The sequence below is a fragment of the Streptococcus mitis genome (assembly GCF_946188585.1).
Classification (GTDB): domain Bacteria; phylum Bacillota; class Bacilli; order Lactobacillales; family Streptococcaceae; genus Streptococcus; species Streptococcus mitis_DG.
Map to the genome: position 1 here is coordinate 15,540 of NZ_CAMHVI010000009.1, position 14,995 is coordinate 30,534.

General features: G+C 41.4%; 17 protein-coding genes. All 17 read right to left on the minus strand.

Translation table 11 applies throughout. The annotated features are described in order from the left end of the window. Positions 1-32: 32 nt before the first annotated feature. A complete protein-coding gene (locus tag N8M66_RS08605; protein ID WP_261046977.1) occupies positions 33-1,205 on the minus strand; it encodes a hypothetical protein in 1,173 nt (390 codons plus the stop codon). After that, entirely contained in the window at positions 1,202-2,161 is a 960-nt protein-coding gene (locus N8M66_RS08610; protein ID WP_261046980.1) for a hypothetical protein, read from the minus strand. The genes N8M66_RS08605 and N8M66_RS08610 overlap by 4 nt, the downstream gene beginning before the upstream one ends. A 69-nt stretch (positions 2,162-2,230) precedes the next feature. After that, the gene (locus tag N8M66_RS08615) at positions 2,231-4,882 is read right to left on the minus strand and encodes a valine--tRNA ligase (protein ID WP_261046981.1); all 2,652 of its coding nucleotides are present in this window, start codon (positions 4,880-4,882) and stop codon (positions 2,231-2,233) included. After that, complete coding sequence (locus tag N8M66_RS08620; protein WP_261046983.1) at positions 4,875-5,453, minus strand: AAA family ATPase; 579 nt, start codon at positions 5,451-5,453, stop codon at positions 4,875-4,877. Before N8M66_RS08620 ends, N8M66_RS08615 begins: the two co-directional genes overlap by 8 nt. Further along, entirely contained in the window at positions 5,453-6,013 is a 561-nt protein-coding gene (locus N8M66_RS08625; protein WP_261046987.1) for a GNAT family N-acetyltransferase, read from the minus strand. Before N8M66_RS08625 ends, N8M66_RS08620 begins: the two co-directional genes overlap by 1 nt. Positions 6,014-6,290: 277 nt before the next feature. Continuing rightward, a complete protein-coding gene (locus N8M66_RS08630; protein ID WP_000038631.1) occupies positions 6,291-6,686 on the minus strand; it encodes a helix-hairpin-helix domain-containing protein in 396 nt (131 codons plus the stop codon). Between the two features lie 95 nt (positions 6,687-6,781). After that, a complete protein-coding gene (locus tag N8M66_RS08635) occupies positions 6,782-7,036 on the minus strand; it encodes a DUF1912 family protein (RefSeq protein WP_000119707.1) in 255 nt (84 codons plus the stop codon). A gap of 9 nt (positions 7,037-7,045) precedes the next feature. Further along, positions 7,046-8,380, minus strand: coding sequence for a DUF438 domain-containing protein (locus tag N8M66_RS08640; RefSeq protein ID WP_261046990.1), 1,335 nt, complete (start codon positions 8,378-8,380; stop codon positions 7,046-7,048). Then, positions 8,380-8,613 carry a DUF1858 domain-containing protein gene (locus tag N8M66_RS08645; RefSeq protein WP_000368739.1) on the minus strand — a complete coding sequence of 78 codons (234 nt, stop codon included), beginning with the start codon at positions 8,611-8,613 and terminating at the stop codon, positions 8,380-8,382. Before N8M66_RS08645 ends, N8M66_RS08640 begins: the two co-directional genes overlap by 1 nt. 115 nt (positions 8,614-8,728) lie before the next feature. After that, positions 8,729-8,881, minus strand: a complete 153-nt coding sequence (locus N8M66_RS08650) for a hypothetical protein (RefSeq protein ID WP_261046993.1) — start codon at positions 8,879-8,881, stop codon at positions 8,729-8,731. Continuing rightward, positions 8,878-9,060, minus strand: coding sequence for a hypothetical protein (locus tag N8M66_RS08655; protein WP_261046995.1), 183 nt, complete (start codon positions 9,058-9,060; stop codon positions 8,878-8,880). Before N8M66_RS08655 ends, N8M66_RS08650 begins: the two co-directional genes overlap by 4 nt. Positions 9,061-9,271: 211 nt before the next feature. Next, entirely contained in the window at positions 9,272-9,622 is a 351-nt protein-coding gene (gene rbfA / locus N8M66_RS08660) for a 30S ribosome-binding factor RbfA (RefSeq protein ID WP_001273601.1), read from the minus strand. A 251-nt stretch (positions 9,623-9,873) separates the two neighbouring features. After that, positions 9,874-12,672: a translation initiation factor IF-2 gene (gene infB, locus N8M66_RS08665; RefSeq protein WP_261046998.1), complete on the minus strand. Its 2,799-nt coding sequence runs from the start codon at positions 12,670-12,672 to the stop codon at positions 9,874-9,876. A gap of 16 nt (positions 12,673-12,688) precedes the next feature. Continuing rightward, on the minus strand, positions 12,689-12,988 hold the full coding sequence (locus N8M66_RS08670; RefSeq protein ID WP_001041390.1) for a YlxQ-related RNA-binding protein: 300 nt from the start codon (positions 12,986-12,988) through the stop codon (positions 12,689-12,691). Continuing rightward, positions 12,981-13,274, minus strand: a complete 294-nt coding sequence (gene rnpM, locus N8M66_RS08675) for an RNase P modulator RnpM (RefSeq protein ID WP_000857560.1) — start codon at positions 13,272-13,274, stop codon at positions 12,981-12,983. Before rnpM ends, N8M66_RS08670 begins: the two co-directional genes overlap by 8 nt. Positions 13,275-13,295: 21 nt before the next feature. Next, positions 13,296-14,432, minus strand: a complete 1,137-nt coding sequence (gene nusA / locus N8M66_RS08680; RefSeq protein ID WP_049502004.1) for a transcription termination factor NusA — start codon at positions 14,430-14,432, stop codon at positions 13,296-13,298. Positions 14,433-14,475: 43 nt separating this feature from the next. Continuing rightward, positions 14,476-14,955, minus strand: a complete 480-nt coding sequence (gene rimP, locus N8M66_RS08685) for a ribosome maturation factor RimP (protein ID WP_001808691.1) — start codon at positions 14,953-14,955, stop codon at positions 14,476-14,478. Positions 14,956-14,995 lie beyond the last annotated feature (40 nt).

Sequence of the window (14,995 nt, forward strand, 5' to 3'; positions counted from 1 at the left end):
ATATTAGAACAAAAATCCTATATTGAATTGTGCTAGAAACAACAATATTTCATAGGAATTAACAATCTTAAAACAAGTATAATTAATAAGCTTAGTAATAATAAGTTATACATGTTACGATACAATGGTTTCTTGATGAATTTGTTAAAGTCTTCCTTAGAAATAAACATTTGATTCACATAAAGATCTTTTAAACATTGATATTGTTTTCTAATATTTCTAATATCTAAATTGAACATTATCATGATGATTAACAAAGCCATAATCAAAAGTAATAACAATACATTAGTTTTTTCCGAAGTTGAACAAACAATTCTTCCAAATAGACTTTGACCATCACTCTTTTTTATAAAATCAAAAATAATCAAAGAAAAAGCCGTTAACCAACCAAATAATTTCGTATTTAAACTTGAATTAGATTCACTAATCATAGTCGAAATTTTTATAAAGTCATCTTTTAAATTATTTTGAAGCTCAAAATAATGGTCTGTTTTTCCACTAACAATTCTATTAAAAATAGATCCTGCTTGATTTTTAACTAAGTCTAACTCATCGAGTTTTTTACGTTTAATAATCAAACTTCGAATAATCTGCAACTTTACCTTATAAGCCTCACTGTATTCTTGTTCATTAACAATCCATTCATAAATTTCTAATAATCCATCGGTAAAATTTCCTTTTCCAAATTCAGTTTCAAAGACAAAAGAATCTAAATCTCCTTCAAAAGTAAATTCAAGTCTATTTTGTTGTCTTCTTGTTCGATTAGCTAAAAGCAATAACACATATATGTTTATAAGGTGGCGTACCCGATTACTTTTAGAACTATAGTCTCCTCCAGACAAAAGTTTTAAAGAAATTTTTAATTTATCATCTTCTACACCATTAATGGTATTAAAACTAATAATTTTCAAGTAGTTTTCAGCATCAGATTCAGTAACTACTTTAAATTCGCTAGTTACTGAATCAAAACATTGTATATTATCATAATTTTTAATACATAATTTATCAAAAATTTGTTGTAGATTATGGCTTGGTGCATTTATAAATTCTTCTTCAAAAATCCAAGTATTTTCTTTATTATAGATATAGTACCCATCATTCTTATTGATACCAATTTGATTTGATTTAAAAATTTGTTGTAAAGGAGAATTTAAATCTATAACCGCAACTGTATTTTGCCATTTTCTTACTATACTATTAGTCATTCATCTATACCAAGATTTTGTAAAACTTGAGAGCGATACCTCTCATGAATATCCAACTCTAACTTTCCTGTGTTTCTATTATATTCTACTTCCTGCCTGTCTTTCATCTCAATAATGTTATCTGTATAAATACTTGTTATATCAGATACTTGTAAAGATTTTTTAAAATGTTTAACAATCATTTTCTTAGATATATCAAATTCTGAATCTAAATCCAATGATCTTTCAGAAAAAATCTCACTTTCATCATTTGTATCTAACAAATTATTTTGAACTAATTTATTAGTTAGTTCAACCTTGTCAAAAGAAATACTTTCAAAAATATACTCTAATGATAGCTCTTTAACTTCTCCATAGTTTTCTCTATTTATAACTTCTTCAGAAAATAGTAAGTTATTATTAATAAATTTAATCAATGTGTCAGTATTAGTATCACTATCTCTAAAAAGTTTTAAATCCAAAAATTTATTATACCAAAATTTAGCCGCAGTATTACTTTTATCAATAATGGTTACATTATCAAAATTATTCTCGAAAATACAAATCTTGTAGTAACTATTATCTAATCCTAAATCTTGTCTAATAGCAAATGTTTCAGGATCGATTGCATTCGTCGATTCTAGCTTTATCAACTTAATATGACTACCAATTTGCTCAATAAACAGAATACCTGTTCTAATCGTTTTATTCCTTTTCCCATCCTCATTCGTTTCTGCTGACAATAATTTATCAGCGAATTTTTTAAAATCAAAATTATCTTTAGGACTATGATTTTTAAATTCAAACAATACTGAAGTGTTTGTCTGTTTTTCAGGAGGTAAAATACACTTTACGGCCAGATGAAATCTTTGATCACCTATTAAAAAATTAAACAACTCTCGGATGTTTTTTACCTTTTCTTGATCGAGTGTCCTCTCTTCAATAACTTCATCAATGGAATATACTTTTATAGTCATACTAAAACCTCATTATTAGTGATGTTTTAATTATACCAAAAACCCCAGCAAATTGCCGAGGTTTATAGCTTATTTCACCAACTTCTTCATCTCATCAATACGCGCTACGGTCGCATCGTATTTAGCTTGGTAGTCAGCTTGTTTGTCGCGTTCTTTTTGGACGACTTCTGGCTTGGCATTGGCTACGAAGCGTTCGTTAGAGAGCTTCTTGCCTACCATGTCCAGTTCTTTTTGCCATTTAGCCAGTTCCTTGTCGAGACGAGCTAGTTCTTCTTCGACATTTAGGAGGTCAGCGAGTGGCAAGTAGATTTCTGCTCCTGTGATGACGCTTGACATAGCGAGTTCAGGTGCAGGGATGGTTGATGCGATTTCCAAGTGTTCTGGATTTGTGAAGCGTTTGATGTAGTTGACATTGCTATTAAAGAAGGCTTCCAAGTCGCTATCGCTTGTCTTAACAAGGATGGTGATAGGCTTGCTTGGTGCTACATTTACTTCCGCACGCGCATTCCGAACGGCACGGATCAAGTCTTTGAGGCTTTCTACACCAGTGTGGGCAACAAGGTCTTCAAAGGCTGGGTTAACAGTTGGGTATTCTGCTGTCACGATAGAGCCTTCTGAGATTTGTCCAAAGATTTCTTCTGTCACGAATGGCATGATTGGGTGAAGGAGACGAAGGATCTTGTCCAAAGTGTAAAGGAGAACAGAGCGTGTGATGACTTTCTCTTCTTCGTTGTCGCTATAAAGGACTTCCTTGGTCAACTCAACGTACCAGTCCGCAAACTCATCCCAGATGAAGTTGTAGAAGATGTGTCCAGCGACACCAAACTCAAACTTATCAAAGTTGGCAGTTGCTTTTCCGATCGTTTCATTGAGGTTGTGGAGAATCCAGCGGTCAGTGACATTTCCAGCTTCCTTGTTGACAACTTTTTCCACATTGGCAGTTGCTTGCTCAAGGGTCAATCCTTCATTATTCATGAGGATGTAGCGAGAGATGTTCCAGATCTTGTTGATGAAGTTCCATGAAGCATCCATTTTCTCGTAAGAGAAGCGCACGTCTTGACCTGGTGCAGAACCGTTTGAAAGGAACCAACGAAGGGCATCGGCACCATATTTCTCGATGACATCCATCGGGTCAATCCCGTTACCGAGAGATTTCGACATCTTGCGTCCTTGCTCGTCACGGATGAGACCGTGGATAAGGACGTTTTGGAATGGTTGACGGCCAGTGAACTCCAAGGATTGGAAGATCATACGAGATACCCAGAAGAAGATGATGTCGTAACCAGTAACCAAGGTTGAAGTTGGGAAGTAACGTTTGAAGTCTTCTGAGTCGACATCAGGCCAGCCCATAGTTGAGAATGGCCAAAGGGCAGAACTGAACCAAGTATCCAAGACATCTTCGTCCTGAGTCCATCCGTCACCTTCTGGAGCTTCTTCACCGACGTACATTTCACCCTCAGCATTGTACCAAGCAGGGATTTGGTGACCCCACCAGAGCTGACGAGAGATGACCCAGTCGTGGACATTTTCCATCCATTGTAGGAAGGTATCATTGAAACGAGGTGGGTAGAATTCTACCTTGTCCTCTGTGTCTTGGTTAGCAATAGCATTCTTAGCCAATTGGTCCATCTTGACGAACCATTGAGTAGACAAGCGTGGTTCAACCACAACACCTGTACGCTCTGAGTGACCAACACTGTGAATACGTTTTTCGATTTTAACGAGGGCACCGATTTCTTCCAACTTAGCAACGACTGCCTTACGAGCTTCAAAGCGGTCCATACCTGCAAATTCGAAGGCCAAGTCATTCATAGTTCCGTCATCGTTCATAACGTTGACTTGTGGCAAGTTGTGGCGTTGACCAACCAAGAAGTCGTTTGGATCGTGGGCAGGTGTGATTTTAACAACACCTGTACCAAACTCAGGATCTGCGTGCTCATCTCCAACGATTGGGATTAGTTTATTAGCGATTGGAAGGATAACGTTTTTTCCGATCAAGTCCTTGTAGCGTGGGTCTTCTGGGTTGACCGCAACGGCTACGTCTCCAAACATAGTTTCAGGACGAGTAGTCGCAACTTCAAGGGCGCGTGAGCCATCTTCTAGCATATAGTTCATGTGGTAGAAGGCACCTTCCACGTCCTTGTGAATCACCTCGATATCAGAAAGGGCTGTGCGTGCAGCTGGGTCCCAGTTGATGATAAACTCACCACGGTAGATCCAGCCTTTCTTGTAAAGGTCCACAAAGACCTTGCGAACAGCTTTTGACAAACCTTCGTCAAGAGTGAAACGCTCGCGTGAGTAGTCTACAGAGAGCCCCATCTTGCCCCATTGTTCCTTGATAGTAGTGGCATATTCGTCTTTCCATTCCCAGACCTTGTCGAGGAATTTTTCACGACCGAGGTCATAGCGGCTGATGCCCTCACCACGCAAGCGCTCCTCAACTTTAGCTTGAGTGGCAATCCCAGCGTGGTCCATCCCTGGAAGCCAAAGTGTATCAAAACCTTGCATACGTTTTTGACGGATGATGATATCCTGCAAAGTCGTATCCCAAGCGTGACCAAGGTGAAGTTTACCAGTTACGTTTGGTGGCGGAATGACGATTGAATAAGGCTTAGCCTTTTGATCGCCTGAAGGCTTGAAAACATCCGCATCAAGCCATTTTTGGTAACGACCAGCCTCAACTTCGGCTGGATTGTATTTAGGTGAAAGTTCTTTAGACATGTGTTTGTCCTTTCTCTATTGTTTTCATTTTTTCTTGAATCTGCTTTGCAACTTTTTCTGCGGACAGATTCGTATTATCAATTTTAAGATAGTGGTGAAGACCACTCGGTTGCTTTTGAGAATTAAGTTGATTCGTTTTATCAGTCTCTAAAATTTCTCTTTCAGATACTTCAAAATACCGTTTCAAGGGTTTGTATTTCAACCGATTCTCCGTTCGATTTCGACGCATGCGCTCTTCAAGACTTGTTTCCAACTCAACAAAAAGAATCTCTTGATGATAGTCACCCAACAAATCCTGAATTTGCTTTAAATACATCAGCTGGTACTGATTTGAAAAATCAATTACGTCAGTTAAAATTACTGATCTCTGATTTCTTGCACTTGCTCCAAGGAATGAAAAGGTGATTCCACGAACAAATTCCCACATTTCCTCTGTATAGTCCTGATAGATTTCTAGTGCAAAATCGATAGCTTGATGGTTATAAAATAGGGTAGCATCCGTCAGTCGAGATAATTCTTGACCAATGGTCATTTTTCCTGATGCTGGAGCACCAATGATGAAAAGATGCATCAAATCACCTCCCACGCACTCCTCAGCAAGCCATAGATCAGACTGTCACAGCGGTTTCCTTGAACATCCTTTCTGTCCCTTATGCGAGCTTCGAGGGTAAATCCAAGCTTCTCTGCGACTCGTTGACTTTGGACATTGTATCCAAAGCAGACCAGTTCTATCTTGTGAAGCCCTAGTTCTCTAAAAGCTATGTCAATCAAGGCACGCGCTGCTTCTGGCACATAACCTCGTCCCCAATAGTCTGGGTGCAAGGTGTAGCCAAGCTCTAGCACATCATCCGCATGGCGGTGGTTGAAGTCAACAGAACCAATGACTTTATCGGTTCCTTTGACGACAATCCCGTAGCCTGCTGAGAGATTTTCTTTTTGATTACGTTCAGGAAGGATATGCTCCAGATAATAAATCTCATCTTCCAAGGTCTTGACGGGTAGAAAGCCAGCTGGGTAAGAGACTTCTGGGAGACTAGCGTAGGCATTGATATCCTCAGCATCCGCCACTGTGCGGACTCGCAATACGAGCCGCTCAGTTTCTAATCGGTCTGGTAATTGTGCTTGCACCATCTTCCTACCTCGCTTCCCATAAAAAATGCCCCTGCCATCTACATGACAGGGACGAATGTGTTTATCCGCGGTACCACCCAATTTCGGGCAGAGCCCGCCACTCTCGTCTTTAAAACAAAAAGACACTTTTATTTCAATTTTTCATCCATTAGCAACCAGTTTTGACACATTTGTGGACTTCTCAGCTCCGCCACTTTCTGTAAAATGTGGGATTCAAAACACCTCTAATGGCTCTATTGTAGCAAGATTTTTTCGGAAATGCAAGGAACAAGAAAGATTACTTGAACTTGATACCATTTTCTTTCAATTTCTTAATAGTAGCTGGTCCGATTCCTTTTAAAGCAAGGAGTTCTTTCTCAGTCCAGTTTTTAAAATCTGACGCAGACTTGATACCTTCATCGTAGAAAGTTTTGGCACGGTCAAGTGGAAGTCCACCCAAGTTTGCTGCAAAATCTTCTACAGAATTGGCTACTTTTTGAGCTTGCTCTTTGGTAGCTTCTACTGCTTGTTCAACTTTTTTAGAAACAGCCTTACCAGCTTCGCTCGCTGATTGCTCTGCACGTTTTACGACTTTCTTTGTCTCTTCTACAACCTTAGTCACAGTACTTGAAAAAGCACCTGCGCGACGGAGGCTATTTCGTAATTGTTTTTTACGATTGAGTTTCTTTGACATGATAAAATCCTTTCAATAAAAAACCCCTGCTCTGACAAGGATTTAATATAAATATTCTATCAAGATTTTAGTAAAAAATCAAGAATCTATCTCGTTTAATAATTTCTCTCACCAAACAAGCCTTCTGGTAAATCATGGAATCCCTTACCTGCCTTGAAGTTTTCAAATTTTCCAAGCAAGAACTGATAAGCATCCAAGCGACTTTCGTAGCGAATCATAGCATCTTTGGCACGCTCATCTTGGTCTTCTTCGTAGACTTTTTGACTTTCCTTGTGCGCCATGTCGTTGATCATGATCTGGGTATTGACCCAAGCTTCAAATTCCTTCATAAATTCTTGTTCGTAACTCATTTTTTCTCCTTATTCTAATCCACGGAAATAGTCCGTGTCAATCTCACGGTAGGGTTGAATATCCTGAACATACTCCAGCACTCCTTGGAATTCTCCGTTTTCATCGTGTACTGCAGCATAGGTGATGTGGACAAACTTTCCTCGCGACTCAGACTTGAACCACATCTCATACTTGTCCTTGACACCTTCACGAAGACCCTTCATGATGGTCTTGACCTTGTCCAAATACTTAGGTGGATGGCAAAGTTCGACATTCCGTCCGACTTGGGACGGTGTTCGTTTGAAAATCATCTCATCAGATGGCGCATTGTCATTGTAATACTGGAAAATGTCGTCTTTATTGACAAAGGTAATCTCCATAGGGAGGTGATTGAGGATGAGGTTGGCCTGCTCGACGGAGAGATAGCCATTGCCAAAAGCCTGTTGACTATGGCGGTCCAGCACCGCTTCCTTTTCCTTGGGGGTAAAGGTAATGGTGAACTGTCCTTCTGGCGTATCCATAACTTGCTGAACTTGCCCTTCTGCCGTATCTAGTTGCACGGGCTCCTCTGCACTCTTTTCCTCAACGAAACTCTGTCTTTCTGGCACCCATTTTTCAGACGGACGGATGATGGCATAACCGTAGGAATCGCTCTCCTCCGCAATCTGAAGCCAGTCATCTTGGGTGAAGGATTCAAGGAGAATCATGAGGAGGATGGACTCTTCCTTGAAAATCATACTTTCAAACTCTGTCGCAAAGGCTTCAAAATCTTCCTTTACAGTGCTAAGCGGCACTTCTGGTAGTGACTTGGCTGTCGCTAAAGCTGTTTGAAAGAGTTCCCTAATCTGGTCATCCACTCCCCACATAACTTTAGGAGGTGAATCGTGACCATAGCGCTCCATGATGGGGAAAAAGAGCTCTTCCTTACGCTGGTAGTGGATGTCAAATTGCCCCAAAAGTCCCATCTGACGCACCAAGCCCTTGCGCATCTCCGCAAGCATTTCTTCATCTTCCATAGACTCGTAGGTATCTAACAATCTCCGAATGCGAATCAAGGCAGCGCGGAGAGCCAAATTTTCATCCTTGAAGACGCGAACTGGGTGTCCAGGGTGTTCGGTATCCTCCACTTCGACACCCTTAACAGCATTTTTAAAAAGATTGGCATGGACATCACAGAGCTCCATGACATCTTCAAAGGTAACACCTGAGTCTGAGTTCATCAGCTCGTGCTCCATGAGGGAAATCTCGATGGCTGAAACACCTGTAAAGGTCGCATCAAAGCGCTCTTGAACCGACTCAGGAGAAGCACCATTGTGCAATTCTAACAAAATATCCCGTAGGATATGAATCCGTTCATCTGCCATTAGTCTAATCCAATCACTTCATAGCCGTTCGCTTCTAGCGTGCGGACAATCTTGTCCATAGGAGTTCCTTCGAGTTTAGAACCCTGCTTGAGTGATACTTTACGACCAACTGTATTGCGCATCAAGGGATTAGCAAGGGGTTTAAAACCAAGCTCCACTAAGATTTCCAGGACTTCTGGATGCTTATCCACCACTTCTGCAACAGGAATTGACACATCGATGATATTGTCCATGACGACCTCCATGTATATTCTAAAATGATTTTACTGCTTATATTATACCATATGGAAAGTGAATAAAAAACTAGTAGTACAAGACTTGCTAGTTCTCTGAGATTTGAATTACGGACTAAAAAAGTTTAAAGAGCCAATCCAATAGCTTAAATAATAGCTTGTAAAGCAGCAATTGGACTGCAAAAGAGATGATCATCCACAGGAATTTCAAAATTCCAATAATCGGTTTGATAAAAAGAATGGCAAGAAGACCCCAAAAAAATTTCATTCTCTCTCCTCTGGCTTGATGAGCCACCGAGCCGTATCCATTAGCTTGTCTGCAATAAAAAGTTTCCCCAGACCGACAACGACATTGTCATCTTTCTTTATCGTTTTCATGACTTTTACACCTTGCATGGTCAAAAAGTAATTCCCATAGATTTTAGCCAAAACTTTGATTGGTCCCATATTCTCTTCCCTCGTTTAACTATACTTTCAAACTGTTGACGATTCCAGTCTTGCTGGCCATTTCTGTGAAATTTACTCTTTCCAATTTCTATACTATCATACAAGCTAAATTTTATAAAGCTTTTTAATAATGTTTAACTCTAGAAAGATTCCGCCAGCTTGTTTTATTGCCTTTTCCTCCACCAAAAAAGAGGGTTTCCCCTCTTTCTGCTTAATTTTTATCCAGATTGCGTAGCATTTCGTCAATCTTGTTTCCATATTCGATGGATTCGTCTTTGACGAAGGTCAAATCTGGGATTTTATACAATTTCAAATTGCGACCAAGTTCACGTTTGATGGTACCAGTTGCTTTTTCAAGCCCGATTTGAGCTTTCTGGTTATCTGAAGCAAGGTTACTCAAAATGGTGTAGTAAACCTTGGCAACAGACAAGTCACCCAGCATCTGAACATCTGTGATGGTCACGCCTTGAACACGCGGATCACGGACCTTCTTTTGCAAAATCTCATTGACTTCACGCTTGATTTCCATGCCCACACGATCCGTACGGAAATGATTTGCCATGATATTCCTTTCTCTACTTTGAACCAAAAGCTAGGCCAGCAGACCTAGCTATTTTTAAACTTATTGATTTTCATTTCAAATTGAAACGAAGTTCAATTTGAAATCATCCGCTTCTTTCGCTGTGGTGAAAGTGATGGAACTGATTTATCAGTCCCATCACAGGGGATTTTTGAGACACTAGGCTCAAAAATAAGCAATGAAACCATCGGTTTGCTTGCGTCTCTCACCACCTAAGAAAGGAGCAAAAAATCTTATCTCTTGATTTCTTCCATGACATACGCCTCAATCACATCATCCATCTTGATATCATTGTAGCCATCAATCATCAATCCACCTTCACGACCGTTTGTAACTTCTTTCACATCGTCTTTGTAGTGTTTCAAGCTTGCGAGTTCGCCATCATAGATAACGACACCGTCACGGATAACACGGACTTTAGAGTCACGGGTAACTTTACCGTTGATAACCATGAATCCACCGATAGTTCCCACTTTAGACACCTTGAAGGTTTCACGGATAACTGCTTCACCGATAACTTTTTCTTCGAATTCTGGGTCAAGCATCCCTTTCATAGCTTCTTCCATCTCTTCGATAACCTTGTAGATAATGCTATGGAGACGGATTTCTACATCGTCAGCTTCGGCTTGTTGACGCGCTTGTGGTGTAGGGCGTACGTTGAAACCAACGATAAAGGCATTTGAAGCTTCCGCAAGGGTCACGTCAGATTCGTTGATGGCACCGACTGCTGAGTGGACGATAGTAACTTTGACACCTTCTACGTCGATCTTTTGAAGTGAGGCAGAAAGGGCCTCAACAGAACCTTGTACGTCGGCCTTGATGATAACGTTAACTGATTTGAGTTCACCAGCTTTAAGCGTATCAAAGAGGTTTTCAAGGCTGACACGTTGGGTAGCTTGACGTTGTTTCATGAGGGCACGTTTGGCACGCTCTTCACCGGCTGCACGCGCAGATTTTTCATCCTCGTAAACGGCAAAGTGGTCACCCGCCATTGGCGCTTCGTTCAAACCTGTGATTGAAACTGGTGTTGATGGTCCAGCAACTTTAACACGACGACCAAGGTCGTTGGTCATAGCACGGACACGACCGAAGGTATTTCCGACAACGATTGGGTCTTGAACATTCAAGGTACCTTGTTGAACAAGAAGTGTTGCGACCGCACCTTTTCCTTTATCCAAGCGAGCTTCGATAACTGTACCAATCGCACGAACTGTTGGATCTGCCTTGAGTTCTTGGATTTCAGCCACAAGAAGGACTGTTTCCAACAATTCTTCAATGTTTTGATTGAATTTAGCCGAGATTTCAACAAATTCAGAATCTCCACCCCAAGCAGTTGACATAACTCCATGCTCTGCCAATTCACCGATAACGCGTTCTGGGTTAGCACCTGGTTTATCAATCTTGTTGATGGCTACGATGATTGGAACGTTGGCCGCTTTTGAGTGGTTGATGGCTTCGATAGTCTGTGGCATAACCCCGTCATCTGCCGCTACGACCAGGATGGTAATATCGGTAACAGAAGCACCACGCGCACGCATAGAGGTAAAGGCTGCGTGTCCTGGTGTATCAAGGAAGGTGATCTTCTTGCCATTTTCCACAATTTGGTAGGCACCGATATGCTGAGTGATACCACCTGCTTCACCTGTCGCAACACGAGAGTTACGAAGAGTATCCAAGAGGGTTGTTTTACCATGGTCAACGTGTCCCATGATGGTTACAACTGGTGGACGCTCAACCAACTCATCTTCATTGAGATAACCATCTTCGACAAAGAAACGTTCGATATCGGCATTATCCACTTCAACCTTTTGTTTGGCTTCGATACCATAATCCACCATGAGGAGTTCAATTGTTTCCCCATCCAAGGATTGGTTTTGTGTGGCCATGACACCCATCATAAAGAGTTTCTTAACGATTTCAGCTGGTTCACGTTTGATACGTTTTGCGATTTCCGCAACGGTCATACCATCTGTATATTCAAATTCTGTTGGCAATTCATGGAATTTACGCTCTGTAACAGGTTTTGGAGCCTGATTGCGGTTGTTCTTGTTATTGCCTTTTTTGTTCTTCTTGTTGTTATTCCAATTACTATTCTTTTGATTTCTCACTTGATTTTGACTACTTCGATTCTTTTGTTGTTTTCTAGGACCATCTTCTTCGTGATCATAATCGTCACGATTTTTGTCTGGTCGAGCTTGTTTTTTACGACGTGTATCCACTGCAGCTTCTTTTTTCTCAGGGACGACTTCAACCACTGCTTGAACTTGCTGTGCTTGTTGTGCTTGTTCAGCTAACTTAGCAGCTTCTTCAAAGATTTCCTCTGGCTCCTTGCGTTTGTTGGCTTGAGCCAAGGCTTCTTTAGCAGCTTGATACTGCTTGAAGCGTTCCTCGCTTGAACGAGCGTACTCTGCGTTTTGCTCTGCTTTCAATGCTGCTGCACGAGCTTTAAAGTCAATGCGTGGAGCCGCTTGATTTGGACGCTTGTCCTCTTGTTGACGGCGCTCATTCCCACGATTTTGCTGACCTTGCTGTTTCTTAGCTTGATCATTAAAACGGCGATTGTCGCGGTTGCCTTGACCTTGTTTTCCACCATTGCGGCCGTCGTTTTTCTGACGGTTGCCGTTTTGTTGTTGGTCACGGTTATTGCCCTTATTTTGCTTACGTCGCTCTGCCTGCTCTTTGGCACGGGCTTCACGCTCAGCCTTGAAATTACGGCTTTGCGGTTTAGCTGCTACTTTTTCTGTTTTAGGAGCGACTGGCTCAGCAGGTTTTACCTCTTCCTTTGCTACAGCTGGTTTAGCTGGCTCAGATTTTTCGGCTTTCTTTTCTGCACTTACTTTTGGTGCTGCAGGTTTTGCTTCTGCTTTCGGAGCAGCAGGCTTAAAGCTTGCAGCGATTTTTGCAGCGACAGCTTCTTCCACACTTGATGAGTGGCTTTTCACATCCAAGCCCAACTCTTTTGCACGCGCTACAACTTCTTTACTTTCTTTTCCAAGTTCTTTTGCGATTTCGTACAATCTTTTCTTAGACAAATCATGTCCTCCTCTTCTATTCCATAAGAGACCTCATTTTCTTTGTAAATCCAGCATCTGTCACAGCCAAAACCTTTCTCGATTTCCCGACTGCTATGCTTAATTCCAGTGTTGAAAACACGGTTACAATTTCTACTTGATAATAATGACTTTTATCTTGAATCTTCTTGGTCAGATTGGGGCCAGCATCATGGGCTAGAAAGACCAACTTGGCCTTGCCGTCTTGAATGGCCTTGACGACCAATTCTTCACCCGATATGATTCGGCCTGCTCGCTGAGCGAGTCCCAAGAGATTGCTTATCTTTTGCTTATTCAAGTCCTAACTCTCTTCTTTTCACTTTGTGATCCACATAAGCGATCAACTCGTCATAAAAGCTTTCTTCAACTTCCATATTAAAGCTGCGGTTAAAGACCTTCTTCTTTTTCGCCTCTAGGGCTTCTGCATTGTCTAGCTTGATATAAGCGCCGCGGCCATTGGCCTTGCCTGTCGGATCGATAAAGACTTGTCCTTCCTTGTTCTTGACAATGCGGAGCAAATCACGCTTATCAATCACTTCGTTAGACACAACAGACTTGCGCAAAGGGATTTTTCTCGTTTTCATCTTTCCCTCCTCTAGCAGCTTTTATTCTTCTACAGTATCGTTTTCTGCTTCCAACTCTACCGAACCAGCTTCTTCCATGGCTTCAAATTCGCTAGCAGACTTGATATCGATACGGTAACCAGTCAAGTGAGCTGCCAAGCGAACGTTTTGCCCACGACGACCAATGGCAAGAGAAAGCTTGTTATCAGGAACAACCACCAAGGCACGTTTGCTGTCGTTTTCGTCAAAGATAACTTGGTCAACTTCAGCAGGAGCAATGGCATTGTAAATAAATTCAGCTGGATCTGCTACCCACTCGATAACGTCGATATTTTCTTCGATTGGCACCATACGGTCGCTCTTGGCATCATAGCGAGCTGGGTGGAATTTGCTAGTAATCTTCTTGATATTAGCACCACCACGTCCAACGATTGTACCGATAGCATCCACGTTTGGATTGTGGCTACGAACGGCAACCTTCGTACGGTCACCAGCTTCACGAGCCACGCTCATGATTTCAACAGTTCCGTCATAAACTTCTGGAATTTCTTGCTCCATCAAGCGTTTGATCATTTCTGGATGGCTACGGCTAACAAAGACGTTGACACCACGAGGATTGTCTTCAACTTTATAAACGTAAACCTCAATACGGTCGTGGGAAGCAAAGACTTCTCCAGGGATTTGGTCTTGTTTTGACAATTGGGCTTCAATGCTGCCAAGGTTGACATAGATGAAACGGTTGTCAAAACGCTCTACTGTACCAGACATGATTTCTTGCTCATGTTCTTTATAAGTATTATAAGTGATGGCACGTGTTTGCTTGCGCATTTTTTCCATGATGGTTTGTTTGGCAGATTGGGCTGCTACACGACCAAACTCAGCAGGTGCTTCTTCAAACTTGATCTTGTCACCAAGTTCATAGGCTGAATTAATGGCAAGAGCATCTTTCAAGCTGATTTCCAAACGGCTATCAAATACTTCATCAACAACTTCACGAACAGTATAAACTGTAAAGTCACCTGTTTTTTCGTTGAAGTCAATAGCTACGCTGTCAGATTGACCATAGCGTCTGCGATAAGCGGAACGAAGCGACTCTACTACTGCGTCGATGATATCTTCTTTTTTGATTCCCTTGTCTTCTTCCAAAATGCGGAAGGCCTCTAGCATTTCTTTACTCATGTTTTCTTCACTTTTGAATCCTCAAAAGCTATCCTTTCTTTTTCTATAATTTAACTGCTAAACGTGCTTTTGATACTAAACTGTATGGAATTTGGACGGTTTTCTTACGTGTCTTGTCCATATATTCCATGGTCAACTCGTCCTCTTCAAAGGCCAACAAGGTTCCTTCAAAGACCTTTTGCTTATCGATGGCTTGGTAGAGCCCGACATGGATGTATTTCCCAACTGCTCCAGCGACAGCATCCTTGGTTTTCAAAGGACGTTCCAAGCCTGGACTGGTGATTTCTAGGAAATATTGTTCTGGGAAGGGATCAGGCTTGATGGTATCTAGGACAGGACTGATAATTTCTGTCAAGTCTGCCGTGTCGTTCAAGGTAATTCCTTCAGGTTTATCTACAAAAATACTGAGAATCATGTCACTGCCAATCTTTCCATACTCGATATCCACGAGTTCGAAAGGTGCTTCTATGACAGGTTCTACAACTTCTCTGACTAATTCTACGATTGTTGCGATTGCGTCCACCTCCTCATAAGTAAGAGGCGAAGATATTTCCCCGCCTCAC

Bases quoted from the DNA above. Each gene is read 5' to 3' on its own strand.
- N8M66_RS08605 (WP_261046977.1), bottom strand. From the start codon at position 1,205: ATGACTAATAGTATAGTAAGAAAATGGCAAAATACAGTTGCGGTTATA.
- N8M66_RS08610 (WP_261046980.1), bottom strand. From the start codon at position 2,161: ATGACTATAAAAGTATATTCCATTGATGAAGTTATTGAAGAGAGGACA.
- N8M66_RS08615 (WP_261046981.1), bottom strand. From the start codon at position 4,882: ATGTCTAAAGAACTTTCACCTAAATACAATCCAGCCGAAGTTGAGGCT.
- N8M66_RS08620 (WP_261046983.1), bottom strand. From the start codon at position 5,453: ATGCATCTTTTCATCATTGGTGCTCCAGCATCAGGAAAAATGACCATT.
- N8M66_RS08625 (WP_261046987.1), bottom strand. From the start codon at position 6,013: ATGGTGCAAGCACAATTACCAGACCGATTAGAAACTGAGCGGCTCGTA.
- N8M66_RS08630 (WP_000038631.1), bottom strand. From the start codon at position 6,686: ATGTCAAAGAAACTCAATCGTAAAAAACAATTACGAAATAGCCTCCGT.
- N8M66_RS08635 (WP_000119707.1), bottom strand. From the start codon at position 7,036: ATGAGTTACGAACAAGAATTTATGAAGGAATTTGAAGCTTGGGTCAAT.
- N8M66_RS08640 (WP_261046990.1), bottom strand. From the start codon at position 8,380: ATGGCAGATGAACGGATTCATATCCTACGGGATATTTTGTTAGAATTG.
- N8M66_RS08645 (WP_000368739.1), bottom strand. From the start codon at position 8,613: ATGGACAATATCATCGATGTGTCAATTCCTGTTGCAGAAGTGGTGGAT.
- N8M66_RS08650 (WP_261046993.1), bottom strand. From the start codon at position 8,881: ATGAAATTTTTTTGGGGTCTTCTTGCCATTCTTTTTATCAAACCGATT.
- N8M66_RS08655 (WP_261046995.1), bottom strand. From the start codon at position 9,060: ATGGGACCAATCAAAGTTTTGGCTAAAATCTATGGGAATTACTTTTTG.
- rbfA (WP_001273601.1), bottom strand. From the start codon at position 9,622: ATGGCAAATCATTTCCGTACGGATCGTGTGGGCATGGAAATCAAGCGT.
- rnpM (WP_000857560.1), bottom strand. From the start codon at position 13,274: ATGAAAACGAGAAAAATCCCTTTGCGCAAGTCTGTTGTGTCTAACGAA.
- nusA (WP_049502004.1), bottom strand. From the start codon at position 14,432: ATGAGTAAAGAAATGCTAGAGGCCTTCCGCATTTTGGAAGAAGACAAG.